The 18,376-nt window shown below is 70.5% G+C and carries 18 protein-coding genes; 12 read left to right on the forward strand and 6 right to left on the reverse strand.

All coding sequences use genetic code 11. The features are described 5' to 3' along the window. The first annotated feature begins 24 nt into the window (after nt 1-24). The 5 genes from rsfS (at nt 25) to LGR54_RS01085 (ending at nt 4,737) form a co-directional block, all read left to right on the forward strand. On the forward strand, nt 25-438 hold the full coding sequence (gene rsfS, locus LGR54_RS01065) for a ribosome silencing factor (RefSeq protein ID WP_230360136.1): 414 nt from the start codon (nt 25-27) through the stop codon (nt 436-438). 19 nt (nt 439-457) lie between these two features. Next, nucleotides 458-940 carry a 23S rRNA (pseudouridine(1915)-N(3))-methyltransferase RlmH gene (gene rlmH / locus LGR54_RS01070; RefSeq protein WP_230360137.1) on the forward strand — a complete coding sequence of 161 codons (483 nt, stop codon included), beginning with the start codon at nt 458-460 and terminating at the stop codon, nt 938-940. A gap of 70 nt (nt 941-1,010) precedes the next feature. Further along, complete coding sequence (locus LGR54_RS01075) at nt 1,011-2,630, forward strand: murein hydrolase activator EnvC (protein WP_230360138.1); 1,620 nt, start codon at nt 1,011-1,013, stop codon at nt 2,628-2,630. Further along, a complete protein-coding gene (locus LGR54_RS01080) occupies nt 2,627-3,976 on the forward strand; it encodes a S41 family peptidase (RefSeq protein WP_230360139.1) in 1,350 nt (449 codons plus the stop codon). Before LGR54_RS01075 ends, LGR54_RS01080 begins: the two co-directional genes overlap by 4 nt. Before the next feature lie 353 nt (nt 3,977-4,329). Next, nucleotides 4,330-4,737, forward strand: coding sequence for a hypothetical protein (locus LGR54_RS01085; RefSeq protein ID WP_230360140.1), 408 nt, complete (start codon nt 4,330-4,332; stop codon nt 4,735-4,737). A gap of 197 nt (nt 4,738-4,934) precedes the next feature. On the opposite strand, the gene LGR54_RS01090 is transcribed toward LGR54_RS01085, so the two are convergent. After that, nucleotides 4,935-5,945, reverse strand: coding sequence for a hypothetical protein (locus tag LGR54_RS01090; protein WP_230360141.1), 1,011 nt, complete (start codon nt 5,943-5,945; stop codon nt 4,935-4,937). Between the two features lie 286 nt (nt 5,946-6,231). On the opposite strand from LGR54_RS01090, the gene LGR54_RS01095 reads away from it, so the two are divergent. From LGR54_RS01095 to LGR54_RS01110, 4 genes are all read left to right on the forward strand, one after another. Beyond that, on the forward strand, nt 6,232-6,744 hold the full coding sequence (locus LGR54_RS01095) for an RNA pyrophosphohydrolase (protein WP_230360142.1): 513 nt from the start codon (nt 6,232-6,234) through the stop codon (nt 6,742-6,744). 218 nt (nt 6,745-6,962) lie between these two features. Further along, nucleotides 6,963-7,655, forward strand: a complete 693-nt coding sequence (locus LGR54_RS01100; RefSeq protein WP_230360143.1) for a TetR/AcrR family transcriptional regulator — start codon at nt 6,963-6,965, stop codon at nt 7,653-7,655. Then, a complete protein-coding gene (locus tag LGR54_RS01105) occupies nt 7,652-8,923 on the forward strand; it encodes an efflux RND transporter periplasmic adaptor subunit (RefSeq protein WP_230360144.1) in 1,272 nt (423 codons plus the stop codon). The genes LGR54_RS01100 and LGR54_RS01105 overlap by 4 nt, the downstream gene beginning before the upstream one ends. Next, nucleotides 8,923-12,102 (forward strand): efflux RND transporter permease subunit, encoded by a 3,180-nt coding sequence (locus LGR54_RS01110; protein ID WP_230360145.1) that lies wholly within the window; start codon nt 8,923-8,925, stop codon nt 12,100-12,102. The genes LGR54_RS01105 and LGR54_RS01110 overlap by 1 nt, the downstream gene beginning before the upstream one ends. A gap of 79 nt (nt 12,103-12,181) precedes the next feature. Here the strand turns inward: LGR54_RS01110 and LGR54_RS01115 are convergent, their stop codons facing one another. The 3 genes from LGR54_RS01115 to LGR54_RS01125 all read right to left on the reverse strand — a co-directional run bounded on the left by LGR54_RS01115 (nt 12,182) and on the right by LGR54_RS01125 (nt 14,473). Further along, nucleotides 12,182-12,853 (reverse strand): LON peptidase substrate-binding domain-containing protein, encoded by a 672-nt coding sequence (locus tag LGR54_RS01115; RefSeq protein ID WP_230360146.1) that lies wholly within the window; start codon nt 12,851-12,853, stop codon nt 12,182-12,184. A gap of 79 nt (nt 12,854-12,932) precedes the next feature. Then, complete coding sequence (trxA, locus tag LGR54_RS01120; protein WP_230360147.1) at nt 12,933-13,856, reverse strand: thioredoxin; 924 nt, start codon at nt 13,854-13,856, stop codon at nt 12,933-12,935. Nucleotides 13,857-13,927: 71 nt separating this feature from the next. Continuing rightward, nucleotides 13,928-14,473 (reverse strand): prolyl-tRNA synthetase associated domain-containing protein, encoded by a 546-nt coding sequence (locus LGR54_RS01125; protein ID WP_230360148.1) that lies wholly within the window; start codon nt 14,471-14,473, stop codon nt 13,928-13,930. A gap of 94 nt (nt 14,474-14,567) precedes the next feature. Here LGR54_RS01125 and LGR54_RS01130 point away from each other — a divergent pair, with 94 nt between their 5' ends. Both LGR54_RS01130 and LGR54_RS01135 read left to right on the forward strand, forming a co-directional pair. Continuing rightward, nucleotides 14,568-15,029, forward strand: coding sequence for a DUF1801 domain-containing protein (locus tag LGR54_RS01130; protein ID WP_230360149.1), 462 nt, complete (start codon nt 14,568-14,570; stop codon nt 15,027-15,029). A 96-nt stretch (nt 15,030-15,125) separates the two neighbouring features. After that, a complete protein-coding gene (locus LGR54_RS01135) occupies nt 15,126-15,926 on the forward strand; it encodes a gamma-glutamyl-gamma-aminobutyrate hydrolase family protein (RefSeq protein WP_230360150.1) in 801 nt (266 codons plus the stop codon). Between the two features lie 26 nt (nt 15,927-15,952). Here the strand turns inward: LGR54_RS01135 and LGR54_RS01140 are convergent, their stop codons facing one another. Continuing rightward, entirely contained in the window at nt 15,953-16,627 is a 675-nt protein-coding gene (locus LGR54_RS01140; protein WP_230360151.1) for a GntR family transcriptional regulator, read from the reverse strand. Nucleotides 16,628-16,808: 181 nt separating this feature from the next. Here LGR54_RS01140 and LGR54_RS01145 point away from each other — a divergent pair, with 181 nt between their 5' ends. Next, entirely contained in the window at nt 16,809-17,030 is a 222-nt protein-coding gene (locus tag LGR54_RS01145) for a Trm112 family protein (RefSeq protein WP_230360152.1), read from the forward strand. Nucleotides 17,031-17,048: 18 nt separating this feature from the next. Here the strand turns inward: LGR54_RS01145 and LGR54_RS01150 are convergent, their stop codons facing one another. Beyond that, nucleotides 17,049-18,299 carry a ubiquinone biosynthesis hydroxylase gene (locus LGR54_RS01150; RefSeq protein WP_230360153.1) on the reverse strand — a complete coding sequence of 417 codons (1,251 nt, stop codon included), beginning with the start codon at nt 18,297-18,299 and terminating at the stop codon, nt 17,049-17,051. Between the last annotated feature and the right edge of the window lie 77 nt (nt 18,300-18,376).

Raw genomic sequence — 18,376 nt, forward strand, 5'->3', positions numbered from 1 at the left:
AGAGGATTCGGACCCCTGTCCAGCATGGCGCTTTCCGCAGCCGCCCCCACTAGCCCGGCCGCTGCCCCGGTCTCCGAAGCGCGTTATGACGCCGACGAGATCCTGGCCCTCGTTCTCGCCCGTCTCGACGACGACAAGGCGGAGGACGTCACATCCATCGACCTGCGCGGCAAGACCACCATCGCCGACCACATGGTGGTGGCGTCTGGCCGTTCGCAGCGTCACGTCGGCGCGCTCGCCGATCACCTCGTCGAGGCGCTCAAGGAATTCGGCGTGAAGGGCGTCCGCGTCGAAGGCCAGCCGGCCTGCGACTGGGTCCTGATCGATGCGAGCGACGTGATCGTCCACCTCTTCCAGCCGGAAGTGCGGGCCTTCTACAACATTGAGAAGATGTGGTCGGGCGGACGCCCGGACACAGCCAAGCCGCCGCACGGCTGACACTACGAGGCTTGGGCGGGTGCGCCTTCTGATCGTCGCGGTGGGCCGGCTCAAGGCCGGGCCCGAGCGGGAACTCTGCGCCCGCTACATCGACCGGACCGCCAAGGGCGCCCGTGCGCTCGGGCTTTCCGGCCCCGACATCGTCGAGATCGGCGAGAGTTCGGCGCGCCGGCCGGACGACCGCATGGCGGAGGAAGGCACCGCCATCCTCGCCGCCCTGCCCGAGGGCGCCGGGGTGTTTGCCCTCGACCCGCGCGGCACGCAGATCTCCTCCGAGGAAATCGCCGACGACATGGCGGCGCGGCGCGATCGCGGCACCCGCGCGCTGGCGCTGCTGATCGGCGGGGCGGACGGGCTGAGCCCGCCGGTGCGGGCCCGCGCCGAGAAGCTGATCGCCTTCGGCCGTGCCACCTTTCCGCATCAGCTGGTTCGTGTGATGCTGGCGGAACAGCTCTACCGGGCGACCACCATCCTCGCCGGCCACCCCTACCACAAGGGATGATCGGGGATTACGGGGAAGCCGCCGCCATCGGTTAAGCGCGCGTTAACCAGCTTGCCGCTCTGCTCACCCGATGCCTCAACCCGCCAATGCCCGTCCCTCGCGCCTGCGCGCCCGCCGCTCCGTGGCAGGGCTGCTGGCGCTCGCCCTCGCCGCCGGAACGCTCGCCGAAGCGGTGCATGGCCGCGAAGGCGAGCAAGGGCAGCCGCGGCTCGCCGAACCGCAGGAAACCCTCGACACGCCGGCGACGCCCGACGCGACGGAGGCACCGGGCACGGAAGCGCCGGCCGAGACAGGCCAGGCGCCGGCCCAGGATCCCACCCCGGCTGCAAGCCAGGCCACGGGAAACCAGGCCACGGGAAGCCAGCCCTCCGGGAGCCCGATCGCCGGGAGCCAAGATGGCGGAAGCCCGGCCACCGGAAATCAGGTCTCCGGCCCGACGGCCGGCCAGAACCCGCCCCGCCCGGCGCCGGCCGCCGACCCCGCCGCGCGGACCCAGGCGCAGAAGCAGCGCATGGAGCAGCTCGAGACCAACATGAAGGGCAGCGCCGCCGAGCAGGCCCGACTCGCTGGCGAGATCGAGACGCTGAAAGGCGACCGCGCCAAGCTCAACGCCGCGCTGATCGACACCGCCACTCGGGTGCGCGAGGTTGAGGACAAGCTCGACGCCAGCGAGCAGCGGCTGATCGCGCTCCAGCGCGAGGAGGCGGACATCCGCGAATCGCTCGATTCGCGCCGGGACGAGATGGCCGAGGTGCTGGGCGGCCTCGCCCGACTCGGCAACCATCCGCCGCCGGCGCTGCTGGTGCGCCCGGACGACGCGCTGCAATCGGTGCGCTCGGCGATGCTGCTCGGCGCGGTGCTGCCGGAGCTGAAAGCCGAGACCGAATTGCTGTCCAGCGAGCTCGCCGCACAGGAGCGGGTACGCAAGGACGTGGCCGCCGAGCGCGACGCTCTCGCAGAATTGAAAGCGACGCTGGGAGAGCAGCGTCGCCGCACCGCCGCCCTGATCGCCGAGCGCCAGGGCTCGCTCGACCAGGGCGAGACGGCGCTGGTCGCCGAGCGCGAGCGCGCTGCCGCCTTCGCCGCCGAAGCCAGCAATGTGCGCGATCTCTTGAAGCGCATGGAGACCGAGATCGCCGCCGCCCGCAAGGCGGCCGATGCCGCCAAGGCTCTGACAAACAAGCCGAATCAATCGGCGAGCGAGCGGCTGGCGGCACTCCGGAACCCCGGCCGCATGACGCCGGGCGTCGCCTTCGCCGAGGCGCGCGGCCTGCTGCCGCTGCCGGTAAGCGGCGGCATATTGAAGAATTTCGGCGCCGAAGATGGCTATGGCGGTGCCGAGAAAGGCATGTCCTTCGGCACCCGCAGCCAGGCCCAGGTGGCGGCCCCGAGCGACGGCTGGGTGGTCTATGCCGGGCCGTTCCGCTCCTATGGACAACTATTGATCATCAACGCCGGCGGCGGATACCATATCCTAATGGCCGGGATGGATAAGATAACGGTCGAGTTGGGACAGTTCGTATTGTCCGGAGAACCGGTCGGGGTGATGGGCGACGGCCCTCAACTGGTTTCTTCGGTCGGCCTTGGAACCGCCCAACCCATTCTCTATGTCGAATTCCGCAAGGACGGAATTTCGATTGACCCAACCCCCTGGTGGGTGACGAGCGAGAGCGAGAAGGCACGCGGATGATGCGTAGGACGTCTGTATTTCTGATGGGCGCGGCGATCGGCGCCATCGTCGCTGTTGGCGTTTCGCAGCCGCGCCTGCTGCTCGAGCCGGCCACGGCGATGGCGGCGGCCTCGGACACCTACCGCCAGCTCAACCTGTTCGGTGACGTGTTCGAGCGCGTGCGCGCCGACTATGTCGAGAAGCCGGACGACGCCAAGCTGGTCGAGGCGGCGATCAACGGCATGCTCGCCTCGCTCGACCCGCACTCCACCTACATGGACGCCAAGGACTTCCGCGACATGCAGGTGCAGACCCGCGGCCAGTTCGGCGGGCTCGGCATCGAGGTGACGATGGAGGACGGCCTGGTGAAGGTCGTCGCCCCGATCGACGACACCCCGGCCGCCAAGGCGGGCGTCCAGGCTGGCGACCTGATCGCCAAGCTGGACGACGAGGACGTCAAGGGCATGACGCTCAGCCAGGCGGTCGAGAAGATGCGCGGCGCCGTCGCCACCCCGATCAAGCTGACGGTGATCCGCAAGGGCCAGGACAAGCCGCTCGAGCTGACCCTGGTGCGCGACATCATCAACATCAAGTCGGTGCGCGCCCGCGTCGAGAGCGACGACATCGCCTATATCCGCATCACCTCCTTCAGCGAGAACACCGCCGAGGGGCTGAAGAAGGCGATGGACGACCTCGCCAAGCAGATCGGCGAGGACAAGCTCAAGGGCTACGTCATCGACCTGCGCAACAATCCGGGCGGCCTGCTCGACCAGGCGATCGAGGTGTCCGACACCTTCCTCGACCGCGGCGAGATCGTCTCCACCCGCGGCCGCAACCCCGACGAGATCGAGCGCCGCAACGCGCGGCCGGGCGACCTCGCCAAGGGCAAGCCGGTGATCGTCCTGGTGAACGGCGGCTCGGCCTCGGCCTCGGAAATCGTCGCCGGCGCGCTGCAGGACCACAAGCGCGCCACCATCCTCGGCTCGTTGTCCTTCGGCAAGGGCTCGGTGCAGACGGTGATCCCGGTCTCCGGCAACGCGGCGATCAAGCTGACCACGGCGCGCTACTACACGCCGTCGGGTCGCTCGATCCAGGCCAAGGGCATCTCGCCGGACATCGAGCTGGTGCAGGACGTGCCGCAGGAAGTGAAGGAGAAGGCCGAGGCGGCCGGGGTGGAGACCACCCGCGGCGAGGCCTCGCTGAAGGGCCACCTGAAGAACGGCGAGGACGAGAAGACCGGCTCGCCGGCCTATGTGCCGCCGGATCCGAAGGACGACACCCAGCTGAAGCTGGCGATCGACCTGATAAAGGGCGTGCAGAAGAACGCCGCCTACCCGGCCGATCCCAAGGCTGCCGTGCCGAACTGATCCGGCCCGGCCGGATCCAACGGCCTGTCCCGAGACGACCCGAACCCCGCCGCGAGGCGGGGTTCTTCTTTTGCCGACGTGCCGGCACGGACCGGCCGCAGGGGTTCGGGGACGCGGCCGGCAATGCGTCGCCGGGCAGCGATGCCGGCCGAGGATGCCCGCGCTGGCCGCCGCCACGTTCTCCCGGATACCCGCCCCGCCGCCGACCACGGAGCGCCGGGCGCCGGGCTTCCCCCGCCATCGGCGCGACATCTGCGCAACAACCGGGAAACATCGCCATATTCGACGTATTTTCCGCTTCGGCAGCCCCGACTTGCCCCGATGCTGCCTTGGTCCGGTTCGACAAGCGTCGCATGACATTGCTTCGCCAGCCGCCGGTGGCCTCGCCGGCCTTCCCCCCGAAGATTCTGGCCGAGGCCGAGGAACCGCTCGGCCGCGATGTCGGCCGCGACAGCGACCTCAATCGCGTGGCGGTGGCGATCTTCGGACTGGCGGGGCTGGCCATCATCGCCGTCGCCGCCGCCTGGCTGATGCTGCGGGGCGAGACACCGGTGGCGGTGCGCTCCAACGAGCCGCTGTTCGGCGACAGCTTCGAGCCCGGAAACGCCCCGATGGCCGCCGACGCGCCGATACTTCGCCAGGGCTCGCCGACCGACGATGGCCCTACCCCCGGCGCCTTCACCCTGATGGATGCCGCGACGGGCCTGCGCGAAGTGGTGGAAGTATTGCCGCCGGGCCGGGACGCGACGATAGCCCGCTAAAGACCGCGGCACGCTAAAGACCTCGCACGCCAAGGTCTTGGGTGCGCCAAGGTCTTGGGTGCGCCAAGGTCTTGGGGGCGCCAAGGTCTTGGGGGCGCCAAGGTCTTGGGGGCGCCAAGGTCTTGGACACCCGAGAGCCGTTGGGGCCCCCATCGGGGGTCGGGTCGAAAATCCCTGCGCGCTGCGGCCGGGTCTCCTCAGCCGACGGCAGCCCCGAACAGGTCCAGCGCCAGCGCCGCGACTTCGGCATGGACCGCCGCGCGATCCACGCCGGGCGCGTCGACGCAGATCTCCGGCGCGGCGCGACAGGCGGCCGGCGTGCATTCGCCCAGCAATGCATAGTGTCCGACCTCCGCAGCGAGCGGCAGCAGCCGGCTCGCCGAAAGCCGGTCCCGCAGCCATATCGCCCCCGCCTCGCCCGGCGCCTCGCGATCGGCGCCGCCGACGGTGAGCCCCACCGGGGCGCGGATGGCGGCGAGGCTTTCCGGCGTGAAGGCGCGCACCGTCGGCGCCGGCGCCATCAGCAGCGCCGAGCGCAGGCGCGGATCGCGGCAGGACAGCGCCTGCCGCTCCCACGCGACACGAAAGACCGGGCTCTCCGCCAGCAGCGGCGCGATGCGGCCGGCGAGATCGGGAAATTCGCGCGGGCCGCGCCCGAAGGGCTGGCCAGCCGCCCACTCCAGGAAGCGCGGCACCTCGTTGATCGCGCCGAGCAGCGCCAGCGCCGTGTGACCGCCGAGCGAGAAGCCGGCGGCATGCAGGCGATCGGTGTCGATGCCGCCGGCGAAGCGTGGATCAGCGAGGAGATGGTCGGTGAGCCGCGTGAGGTCGCCGGCGCGTTCCCACCAGCACAGGAAACCTTCCGCCCGATAGGGCTCGCGCGCGGTGTTGCCGTGATGATCGACCCCGGCGACGAGAAAGCCGTGTGCCGCCAGCCGGTGCGCCAGCCAGCCGAGCCCGGCGATCGTGCCGCCGGTGCCGTGCGAGAGCAGCACCAGCGGCAGCTGGCCGGCACGTCCACTCGGGCGGGCGTCGCGGCGCAGCGGCAGCGGCCGGAAGGTCGTTGACGCCGTCCTGTCGGCCGCCGCCGGCTCGTCGCTCGGATACCAGGCCGACCAGCGCAGCGGGCGCGGGCCGTCGCCGGACCAGTTCGGCCGGGACGGATCGGCGAAGACGCCCTCGGTGAAGCCGACCTCGAAACCCGTCATTCCTCCCGCCCCCGCCTGTGCCGCCTGTGCCGCCTGTGCCGCCTGTGCCGCCTGTGCCGCCTGTGCCGCCTGTCAGGGGACGCAGACGGCCGGCCGCTGTCAATGCCGGGCCGGCGCGGCTTCTCCCGTGGCTTTTCGCGCGGCCTGCCGGGCGCCGCGCCCCGGGGAAGCAGGAGCGGGAGCTTCCTGCCCGGTAAGCATAATTCCATCCGGACCTACGTTCGGTCACCGCCTCCGCCTATGATGGATGGGCGGCGAGGTGCCCGCGCCTATTCCGGCCTTTGCGATGACCCCGTTCGAACAGCTTCCCTATCGCCCCTGCGTCGGCGTCGTGCTCGTCAACCGCGACGGGCTGGTCTTTGTCGGCCGCCGGGTCGGCGGCGCCGAGCATGTCGACGCCACCCATTCCTGGCAGATGCCGCAGGGCGGCATCGACGAGGGCGAGAGCCCAGAAGATGCGGCGCTGCGCGAGCTCTACGAGGAGACCAATGTCCGCTCGGTGGAGCCGCTGGCCGAGGTGCCGGACTGGCTGCCTTACGACCTTCCCGAGCCGATCGCCCGCGAGGCCTGGAAAGGACGCTATCGCGGCCAGATGCAGAAATGGATCGCGCTGCGCTTCACCGGCAAGGACAGCGAGATCGACGTGCGGCGCCCCGGCGGCGGCAAGCACAAACCGGAATTCGCCGAGTGGCGCTGGGAGAAACTCGCCAACACGCCGGAACTGATCATTCCCTTCAAGCGCGCCGTCTACGACAAGGTGGTCGCCGCCTTCGCCCCCGTGCTGGCGAAGCAGCCCTAGCGGGCCGGTCGCCCTGCGGACAGCGCCGGATCCGCGACGCTCCGCCGGCCGGAATCGCGGAGCGGTCGCCGAATTTCCGCCACCGTTTGACGCAAGGTTATTTTTGCGAACGAACGTTCGTTCTTGATTGTTCGCCCACGCCGCGATAATGAGAGCGAACGTTCGTTCGCATTTCGGATGGATCCTTTCGCAGGCTTCCTCCCCAACTGGATTACCGCATGGCCGCCGTGTCCGAGACCGCCCGCAATGCCGACCCCGCTCCCGCGCCGCCGGCCGGCGCCGAGGCGGGCGTCGCGACGCCGGCCCGCCGCCGCAAGGCCGATCCGCGCCGGCGGGTGCTCGACGCCGCCGCCGCCTGCTTCACCCGCGCCGGCTTCCACGCCACCTCGATGCAGGAAATCTGCGCCGAGGCGGGTATGAGCCCCGGCGGGCTCTATCGCTATTTCCCGTCCAAGGACGCCATCATCCTCGCCATCGTCGAGGAAGAGCGCAGCGCCCGCATGCAGATGCTCGACATGATGCATGCCGCGCCGAGCTTCGCCGCCGGCCTCACCGCCATGGGCCAGGCGCTGTTCTCCGGCGAGATGCCGATGGTGTGCGCCGATCTCGGCCCGGAAATCGCCGCCGAGGCCGCGCGCAACCCCAAGCTCAAGGCCACGTTCGACGAGGCCGACGAGGAAATGGGCAACGCCATCCGCGAGGCCTTCCTCGCCGGACAGCGGCGCGGCGAGATCGACGCCGCCATCGATCCCGACATCGCCATGACGCTGATCGATGCTATCGGCGACGGGCTGCTGCTGCGCCGACGGCTGCAGCCGGAGCTGCCGCTCGCCGCCATGATGCCCAGCTTCGGCGATCTCATCGCCCGCATGCTCGCCCCCGTCAAACCCGCCATGGTCGACCCGACATGAAGTTCGCTCCCTCCACCCTGCGCGGCCGGGTGACCCTCGCCCTCGCCATGACCGTCCTCGTGGTCGGGGTCGGCGGCTATGCGCTGCGCGATCGCGTGCCCTTCGGCCTCCGGCTCGGCGTGACCGAGCCGGCGCAGGCCACAACCGCCCCCGAACCCAAGGCCGCCCGCGGTGTCACGGTAAGCGTGGTGCCGGCCGCTCCGCGCGAGGTCGTGGAGCGCCTGCCGGTGACCGGCACGCTCGCCGCCCGCGAGGAGATCATGGTCGGGCCGGAGATCGACGGCTACCGCATCACCGAGATCCTGGTGGAGGAGGGCGACCGCGTCGCCAAGGGCGCCGTGCTCGCCCGGCTATCGCGCGACACGCTGGTGGCGCTGCTGGCGCAGAACACCGCCAATGCGGCGAAGGCGCAGGCCGCCATCGCCCAGCAGAAGGCCGCGCTGGAGCAGGCCGATGCCCAGCGCATCGAGGCGGAAGCCGCGGTGGAACGCGCCCGCACCCTGATCAAGACCGGTGCCACCTCGCAGGAAGTGCTCGACCAGCGCGAGCGCGCGGTGCGGGTGGCCACCGCCCAGGTGGCCGCCGCGCGGCAGATGGTGGCCGCCGCCGAGGCGGACGCCGCGCAGATCAAGGCCAATCGCGACGAATTGGAGGTGCGGCTCGGCCGCACCGAGATCAAGGCGCCGGAGGCCGGCATCGTCTCGTCGCGGGCGGCGCGGCTCGGCGCCATCGTGCTGTCGGCCAATAGCGAGCCGCTGTTCCGCATCGTCAAGGACGGCGCCATCGACCTCAATGCCGAGGTGCCGGAATCGGCGCTGCCGCGCATGAAGCCGGGCATGCCGGTGGCGGTGACGCCGGCCGGCTTCACCGCCCCGCTGGACGCCACGGTGCGCCTGGTCGGCGCCAAGGTCGACCCGGCCACCCGGCTCGCCCGCGTCGCCGTGGCGCTGGCCGACGACCCGCGGCTGCGCCCCGGCGCCTATGCGCGCGGCGACATCGAGCTCGCCCGCCATACCGGCCTCGCTCTGCCGCTCTCGGCGGTGCAGTTCGACAAGGACGGCGCCTTCGTGCTGGTGGTCGAGGGCGACACCGTGCACCGGCGCCAGGTGAAGACCGGACTGATGGGTGACGGCTTCGTCGAGATCGCCGAGGGCATGACGGACGGCGAGAACGTAGTCGCCCGCGCCGGCGGCTTCCTGCGCGACGGCGACCGGGTGAGCCCGGTGCCGCTCCAGGACAAGCCCGGCGCCGCGAAGGACGGTGTGTGATGGCGCTCAATATCTCCGCCTGGTCGATCCGCTCGCCGATCCCCTCCATCGTGCTGTTCGTGGTGCTGACCGCGCTCGGCCTCTACACTTTCGACCGGCTGCCGGTGACGCGCATGCCGAACATCGACGTGCCGATCGTCACCGTCACCGTCACCCAGCCCGGCGCCGCGCCCAGCGAGCTGGAAACCCAGGTGACCAAGCGCGTCGAGACCGCCATCGCCGGCACCCAGGGGGTAAAGCACATCACCTCCTCCATCACCGAGGGCGCCTCGGTGACCACGGTGGAATTCCAGCTGGAGACCCAGGTCGACCGCGCGGTGAACGACGTGCGCGACGCGGTCACCGGCATCCGCTCCGAGCTGCCGCAGGACATCGAGGAGCCGCTGATCCAGCGCGTCGATGTCGAGGGCATGGCCATCGTCACCTATGCCGCCTCGGCACCGCAGATGACGCCGGACGAGCTGTCCTGGTTCGTCGACGACACGGTGATCCGGGCGCTGCAGGGCGTGCGCGGCGTCGCGCAGGTGAAGCGCGAGGGCGGCGTCGACCGTGAGATCCGCATCTCGCTCAACCCGGACAAGCTGGCCGCGCTCGGCGTGACCGCCGCCGACGTCAACCGCCAGCTGGTCGCCACCAATGTCGACCTCGCCGGCGGACGCGGCGAGATCGGCACCCAGGAACAATCGGTGCGCACGCTGGGCGGCGCGCTGACCGTCGCCGATCTCGCCGAGACCCGCATTTCGCTGCCGGCGACCGCCACCTCCTCCTCGCGCCAGGTACGGCTCGCCGACCTCGCCACCGTCACCGACGGCGCCGCCGAGCCGCGCATCTTCGCCCAGCTCGACGGCAAGCCGGTGGTCGCCTTCGGCATCTACCGCGCCAAGGGCTATTCGGATGTCGACGTCGCCAACCGGGTGGAGGAGGCGCTGCGCCAGCTGGAGGCGGCGCATCCCGAGGCGCGGATCACCCTGATCGACTCGATGGTGCGCTATACCGAGGCCGACTACACCTCGGCGATGCACACGCTGATCGAGGGCGCGGTGCTCGCCATCATCGTCGTGCTGCTGTTCCTGCGCGACTGGCGGGCGACCATCATCTCGGCCACCGCCATTCCGCTCTCCATCCTGCCCACCTTCTGGGTGATGGACATGCTCGGCTTCTCGCTCAATGGCGTGAGCCTGCTGGCGGTGACGCTGGTGACCGGCATCCTGGTCGACGACGCCATCGTCGAGATCGAGAACATCGTGCGCCACATGCGCATGGGCAAATCCGCCTATCGCGCCGCCATCGACGCCGCCGACGAGATCGGCCTCGCCGTGGTGGCGACCACGCTGACCATCGTCGCGGTATTCGCCCCGGTGAGCTTCATGGGCGGCATCGCCGGGCAGTATTTCCGCCAGTTCGGCATCACCGTCGCCGTGGCGGTGCTGTTCTCGCTGCTGGTGGCCCGCCTGCTCACCCCGATGCTGGCCGCCTATTTCCTGCGCGAGCACGGCCATCGCGAGAAGCCCGACAGCGCGCTGATGCGCGGCTATGTCCGGCTGCTGCGCGCCAGCGTGCGCCACCGCTTCGTCACCGTGGCGGCCGGCATCCTCCTGTTCATCGGCTCGATGTGGCTGTCGACCCTGCTGCCGTCCGGCTTCATTCCCAATGCCGACGTCTCCCGCTCGGTGCTGGCGCTGGAGCTGCCGCCGGGCTCGACGCTGGATTCCACGCGCCGGGTGGTGAACGAGGTCACCGTGCTGCTGGAGAACCAGCCGGAAGTGGCGAGCGTGTTCGCCACCGCCGGCGGCGGCGCGACCGCGGGACCGATCAGCGCCGCCGGCGAGGTCCGCAAGGCGACGATGATCGTCAACCTCAAGCCGCGCGCCGAGCGCCAGGATACCCAGAAGCAGTTCGAGGCGCGGATGCAGCGGGAAATCGCCGCCATCCCCGATTTGCGCTTCAATTTCGGCGCCTCCGGCGGCGCCGGCCCCGGCGGGCGCGAATTCACCGTCATCCTCTCCGGTTCGGACGGGGTGGCGGTGGAGCAGGCGGCGCTCAAGCTGGAGCGCGAGATCCGCGCCGACGTGAAGGGCCTCACCAATGTGGTGACCTCGGCGGCGCTGGAACGGCCGGAACTCCGGGTGATGCCGCGGCTGTCGGAAGCCGCGCAACTCGGCGTCTCCGTCGCCGACATCGCCCAGACCGTGCGCATCGCCACCATCGGCGACATCTCGCAGAACCTCGCCAAATTCTCCGCCGGCGACCGGCAGGTGCCGATCCGGGTGCAGCTCGACCAGAACGCCCGCACCGACCTCGCCACCTTCCGCACCCTGAAGGTGCGCACCGCCGCCGGTGCCGCGGTGCCGCTCGATTCGGTGGCCGACATCTCCTTCGCCACCGGCCCGACCAGTCTCGACCGCTATGACCGCGCCCGGCGCATCGCCATCGAGGCCGACCTCTCCACCGGCACCGAACTCGGCGAGGCGCTGGCCGAGGTCTATGCGCTGCCGGCGGCGAAGAACCTGCCGGTGGGGGTGACGCTGAAGGAGGCCGGCGACGCCGAGATCATGGCCGAGGTGTTCGGCGGCTTCGCTACCGCCATGGGCGCCGGCGTGATGATGGTGCTGGCGGTGCTGGTGCTGCTGTTCGCCAACCTCCTGCAGCCCATCACCATTCTCGTCGCGCTGCCGCTGTCGGTGGGCGGCGCCTTCGTGGCGCTGCTGATCACCAACAACGCCATGACGCTGCCGGTGGTGATCGGCTTCCTGATGCTGATGGGCATCGTGACCAAGAACGCCATCCTGCTGGTCGATTTCGCCATCGACTCGGTGAAGGCGGGGCACGACCGCACCACGGCGCTGATCGAGGCTGGGCGCAAGCGCGCGCAGCCGATCGTCATGACCACCATCGCCATGGCGGCGGGCATGGTGCCCTCGGCCATGGGCCTCGGCGAGGGCTCGGACTTCCGCGCGCCGATGGCGATCGCGGTGATCGGTGGCCTTCTGGCCTCGACGCTGCTGTCGCTGGTGTTCGTGCCGGCGGTGTTCACCCTGATGGACGATTTCGGACGCTGGCTGGCCCGGCTGTTCGGCCGCTTCGTCGGCCCGCGCGACGAACCGGAAGAACCGGTCTCTCCCGCCGCGCCGGCCGCGACGCTGCACACCATGCCGCACCCGCCGATGGCGGCGGAATGACCGGCGGGCGCCACGCTCCCATGGAATGAAAAGGGCCGGATCGACGATCCGGCCCTTTTCATTTCGATGCCATAGACCGCTATTGCAACGGCGCCTCGGTGTCGCCGTCGCCGCCACGCGCCAGCGCCATCTCGGTCACCGCGATCAGCATCTCCGCCCGATCGGACAGGGTGGCGGCTTCGAGCAGCGCCTGCTTCTCACGCGCGCCGAAGGGCGACATCATGGCGAGCGCGTTGACCAGCGCCTCGTTCGGCGCGTCCTTGATGCTTTCCCAATCGGCTTCCAGCCGGTTGGCATCGAGATAGGCGGCGAGCGTCTTCAAGAGACGGCTGCGATCCACCGCCTCGGCACCGACATTCGCCGTGAAATCGTCCTCGAAGCGGGAAAAATCCAGACCCGCCTGCCGGTAGGGCGTAGTCGCCGCGACCTCCTCGGCGAGGTGGAAACGGGCGATGCCGGTGAGGGTGATGAGATAGCGCCCGTCGCCGCTCTCGGCGAATTCGGTGATGCGGCCGAGGCAGCCCACCGCTTGCAGCGCCGGATTGGCGGTGGTGACCAGCGCCGGCACCGGCTGGATGATGCCGATCACCCGCTCGCCCTTCAGCGCGTCGTCGATCATGGCGAGGTAGCGCGGCTCGAAGATGTTGAGCGGCAGCTGGCAGCGCGGCAGCAGCAGCGCGCCGTCCAGCGGGAACACCGGCACGACGGAAGGAAGCTCCGCCGGCCCGCCATAGGGGCGATTGATCGCCATCGGCCCTCCAAAAGCGCCGGCCGGGCGGCCGGCCGTCAGTCATGCGAAAAGACGGGGGCGGCCCTCGGCGGGCCGGCCGTCAGGAAAACAGGACGGAGGAGAGGCGGCGGCGGCCGAGCACCGTCATCTCGTCGGTCGGCCCCCACGCCTCGAAGAACTGCACCAGCTGCTTGCGGGCGCCGTCCTCGGCCCACGTGCGGTCCTTGCGCACGATGACCAGCAACTGGTCGATCGCCTCCTCGCGCTTGCCGCGGGCGTTGAGCGCCAGAGCAAGGTCGAAGCGGGCCTGGTGGTCGGCGGCATTGGCGGCGACCTTCGCCTCCAGCTCCCGCACGTCGCCGAGGGCGGCCGCGGCCTCCTCCAGCTCGATGGCGGCGCGCACCGCGGCCACCGCCGGGTCGGCGGCACCCGCCTCGGGCACCAGGGCAAGGGTCGCCTTGGCCTGTTCGAGGTCGCCGGTGGCGAGATGGGCGCGGGCGATGCCGGCCAGTGCCTTCACATTGTCGGGCTCCTCCGCCAGCACATGGGCGTAGAGCTCGGTGGCGCCGGCGGCGTCGCCCTCGGCCAGGGCGGCATCGGCGCTGGCGAGGATCTCCGCGAGGTCGGGACCGCCGCCGGCATTGCCGACCAGGCGGTCGACCAGCGCCTGCACCTGCGATTCCGGCTGCGCGCCCATGAAGCCGTCGACCGGCTGGCCGTTGACGAAGGCGTAGACGGTGGGCAGCGACTGGATGCCGAGCTGCTGAGCGACGGAGGGATGCTCGTCGGTGTTCATCTTGGCGAGACGCACCTTGCCCTTGGCGGCACGCACCACCTTCTCGATCACCGGGGTGAGCTGCTTGCAGGGGCCGCACCAGGGCGCCCAGAAGTCGACCAGCACCGGCCGGCGCTGCGATTCCTCCACCACGTCCTTCATGAAGCCGCGGGTGGTGGTGTCGATGATGACATCGTCACCGGCCTCAGCGCCGTTGGCGGCCGGTGCGGTGGACTGGTTGAGCAGCATGTGACGTCCTCGGAAGCAATCGATACTCGGTCGGTGACTAAAATGGTCGGTCGGGCGACGATTGCAACCGCTCAGGCAGCTCCCGAAGCCGCTTCGGCCTCGGCGGGCACGTCCACGCGGCGCGGCACGGCAAGGATCAGCGGCTCATGGCCGGTGGCGCGCAGGAAGTGGATCAGATCGTCGCGGGCGATGGCGGTGGTCGCGGTGTTGACCAGCGGATGGCAGTTGATCAGCGCGTGCTCCATCAGCTCCGCGTCGATGATGACGCGGACCCGGCCGGCCACATCGTTCGCCGGCGCGAAGGCGGTCACCGAGCCCGGCTTCACCCCCAGCACCTCCTCCAAGAGCTCGGCGCTGCCGAAGGACAGCCGGCTGGCGGCGCCGAGCGGGCCATGCAGGCTCTTGAGATCGACCGGCACGTCCTGCCCGACCACGACGAGGAACAGGTTGCCCTTCTTGTCCTTGAGGAACAGGTTCTTGGTGTGCCCGCCGGGCAGCGCCTCGATGACCTCCTGCGATTCCGCCACGGTGAACACCGGCGGGTGCTCGACGGTGCTCGTCTCGATGCCGAGCTCGGCGAGGCGGGCGAAGAGATCGGGGGGCGTCAGCATGGACATGGAAGGATCCTTCAGAAGTCCGCCGCTTCTAGGCTCCATTCGCAAAATTGCCTAGCCTGTCGATCGGACCTTACGGAAGACCAGGGAGGCCGACATGCCGGATCGCAAGCCCGCGAGCCGAAGCGCGACGCCGGTGCGGCCGGGCGCGGCCACGGCCCCCCTCCTGTCCGGCGGCAACCCACAGATACCCAAGGGCGACGGCGACGCGCCGGTTCAGGCCTATATCGCCGCCATGCCGGGCTGGACGCAGGCTCTCGGCCGGCGGCTCGACGCGCTAATCGTCGAGGCAGTGCCCGGCGTGCGCAAGGCGGTGCGGTGGAACTCGCCCTTCTACGGCGTCGAGGGACAGGGCTGGTTCCTGTCGTTCCACGTCTTCACCCGCTACGTGAAGGTCAGCTTCTTCGACGGCCTGTCGCTCACGCCGGTGCCGCCGGGCGGCACGCCGCGCGGCGGACAGGTGCGCTGGATCGACATCTGCGAGGATGGTCCGCGCGACGAGGCACAGCTGGCGGACTGGATCCGCCAGGCCGCCGCCTTGCCCGGCTGGACACCCTGAGGCAGCAGCCGGCAGCGGCGCCTTGATCGAAAGAGCCGTTGACAGGATGGGGGCGGCGATCCCACATCTGGGCTACCAACCGCGAAAGTGATCACAATGCGTCCTGTCATCGGCGTCATCTGCGACGTGAAGGCTTCCGGCGGGCACGTCGTGCATGGCGTGACCGAGAAATACATCTACGCCGTGGCGAACGGCGCGCAGGCGCTGCCAGTGCTGCTGCCGGGCACCGTCTCGGCGGTCGATGCATCCATGAAGCCGGAACGGCTGGTGCTGGACGAGATCTTCGACCTCGTCGACGGCATCTTCCTGCCGGGCAGCCCCTCCAATGTCGCGCCGCATCTCTATGGCGACGCGCCCTACAACCCGCCGCTGCCCTCCGACCCGCACCGCGACGACCTGTCGATCCCGCTGATCCGCGGCGCCATCGAGCGCGGCGTGCCGCTGTTCGGCGTGTGCCGCGGCTTCCAGGAGATGAACGTCGCGCTGGGCGGCTCGCTGTTCCAGAAGGTCTATGAGCAGCCCGGCCATTTCGACCATCGCGAGGATTCCAGCCTCGACATCGCCGGCCAATACGCCCCGGTGCACGACGTGGTGCTGGAGCCGGGCGGGCTGCTGGAAAGCCTCGCCGGCGCGTCGCACTGGCGGGTGAACTCGCTGCACGGCCAGGGCGTCAACCAGCTGGCGCCGTCGCTGACGGTGGAGGCGCACGCCGAGGACGGGCTCGTCGAGGCGTTCCGGGTGACCGATGCGCCGGGCTTCACCCTCGCCATCCAGTGGCACCCGGAATGGCGCTTCTGGGACGACAAGCTGTCGAGCGCGGTGTTCACCGCCTTCGGCGCCGCCGCGCGCCAGCGGGCCGAGCGGCGCGGCGGCCGGACGCTGAAGGCGGCGGAGTAGCCCCGCCACCAACCGGCGCTGTCGCGTCAGCCGAGCTGGGCGCGCAGATGGCCGATGCCGTCGCGGATATCGGCCTCGATCGCCCGGCGCAGCGCCTCTTCGTCGCCGGCGGCCAGCGCCGCCAGCGCCTCGCGGTGACGATCGACCCGGTAATGCTCCTCGAGATCGGTCAGCGCGAGGCGCATGAACGGGCCGATCTGCAGCCACACCGATTCGATCAGCGGCATCAGCACCGAATCCGGGCGGGTGCTGTAGAGCGCGGTGTGGAAGGCAAGATTGCTCTCGATCATCGCCTCGATGTCGCCCTGCCGCCACGCTGCGTCCGACACGCTGTCGAGCGCGGCGAGCCGCTCGCAGAACGCCGCGTCGGCGCCGGGCAGGGCACGGGCGGCCGCCTCGCTCTCCAACAGCGTGCGGGCGGCGAACAATTCGTCGAAACGCTCCGCCGTCATCTCCGGTACCCGGACGCGGCGATTGTCCAAGAGCACCAGCGCCCGCTCGGCGACGAGGCGCCGCAATGCCTCGCGCACCGGCATGGCCGAGACCCCCAGCGCCTCGGCGAGGCCGCGTATCGTCACCGCCTGGCCGGGCGGGAAGCGCCCGCTCATCACGGATCGCCGCAACCGGCGGAATACCCATTGCTGCACGGTCTCCCCGGGCAGGCGCGGCTCATCGGCGAGGGCGAGGGAGGCGGTATCCATCGGCGCGGGAAGGGTCCTGAGGCTGGAAAGGCGGATCGAGAGGCGAACCGGCCCGGCGGCGCACGGGGCGGTCACATTCTTCTGGCATGCTGACGCGCGATTGTCAGGATCGCCCCCTATAACGGCGCGCCGCGTCGGCTATAAGCGGGCGCTGGCTTCCACACTGTCACGGAATCGACACATGACCGAGACCGCCACCCACCGCACCGGATATGAGCTCGACGCCAAGCTGCTGGAAATCCTGGTCTGTCCGGTAACCAAGGGGCAGCTGGACTATGACCGGCAGGCACATGAGCTGGTCTCGCGCGCGGCGCGCCTCGCCTACCCGATCCGCGACGGCATCCCGATCATGCTCGCCGACGAGGCCCGCCAGATCACCGAGGAAGAAGCCGCCCGGCGCTGAGGTCTGCGCACCGGCCCGTCAGAGCGCCTCGCCGCGCAGCAGCCGCGGCGGCTGGCCGCCAAGCCCGGCGGCGCCGCGGATGAGATGCCCCTTCAGCCCCGGCAGGCGGTCGACCACGCCCATGCCGATGTCGCGCATCAGCCGCAGCACGTCGGAGCGCTGGCCGAACAGCCGGTTGAGTCCGTCCGTCGCCACCCCCATCGACACGGTGTCGAAGCGCCGCCAGCGCTGGTAGCGCTCCAGCACGTCCGGCCCGCCGATATCGAGCCCGAGCCGGGCAGCGTCGGTGACCGCTTCCGCCAGCGCCGCGACGTCGCGCAGGCCGAGATTGATGCCCTGCCCGGCGATCGGGTGGATGGTGTGGGCGGCATCGCCGACCAGGGCGAGCCGGTCGGCGACGAAGCGCCGCGCGATCTGGAAGCCGAGCGGGAACGCCTTCGGGGTGTCGAGGATCTCCAGCGCCCCGAGCTCGAGGCCGAATCGCTGCTCCAGCTCGTCGAGCAGCAGCACGCGCGGCAAGGCGAGCAGCCGCTCGGCGGCGCCGCTCTCCTCGGTCCAGACGATGGAGGAGCGGTTGCCGGTGAGCGGCAGCCGGGCGAAGGGGCCGGCAGGCAGGAAATGCTCCACCGCCTTGCCCTCATGCGGCCGCTCATGGCCGACCGTCATCACGATGGCCGACTGGCGATAGGACCAGCCGATGGTGGTGATGCCGGCGAGGCTGCGCAGCCGCGACTGGCCGCCGTCACAGGCGGCGAGCAGCGCGGCGGTGGCGGCGCCGCCGTCCTTCAGCGTCACCGAGACGCCGGAGGCCTGCGCGGAATAGGCCACGACCGGGGCCGGCAGCCGCACGATCCCGGCGGCGCGGGCCACCTCGGCCAGCGCGTCCTGCAGCGCCGCGTTCGGCACCATATGGGCGAAGGGCTCGCCCGGCTCCACCTCACCGTCGAAATGCAGGAACACCGGCCGGGCGGCATCGCCGAGCCGGCTGTCAGTGATCTCCATCGCCAGCATGGGCTGCGCCTCGGCGGCAACGCGCTCCCACACGCCGACCGTCTCCAGCAGGCGGCGGGCGCCGGCGGCGAAGGCGGAGGCGCGCAGGTCGGCGCTGCGCGGCGAAGGCGCGGCGAAGGCCGGGTCGGCCACCGCCAGCCGCGCCCCGTCCCCGAGCCCGTGCCGCAGGGCGAGCGCCAGCGACAGGCCGGCGAGACCGCCGCCGGCGATGACGACGTCGAAGCCCGTGCTTCCGGCGCCTTCGGCTTGCTGCGGCATGACGACCCTTCCTTCGTGGCACTGTACCGGCGGCATCTTATGCCTTAGCTACCGATCAAAGAACACCGTGCGGGGAC

Origin of the sequence: Ancylobacter sp. Lp-2 (genome assembly GCF_020523795.1) — a bacterium.
Classification (GTDB): domain Bacteria; phylum Pseudomonadota; class Alphaproteobacteria; order Rhizobiales; family Xanthobacteraceae; genus Ancylobacter.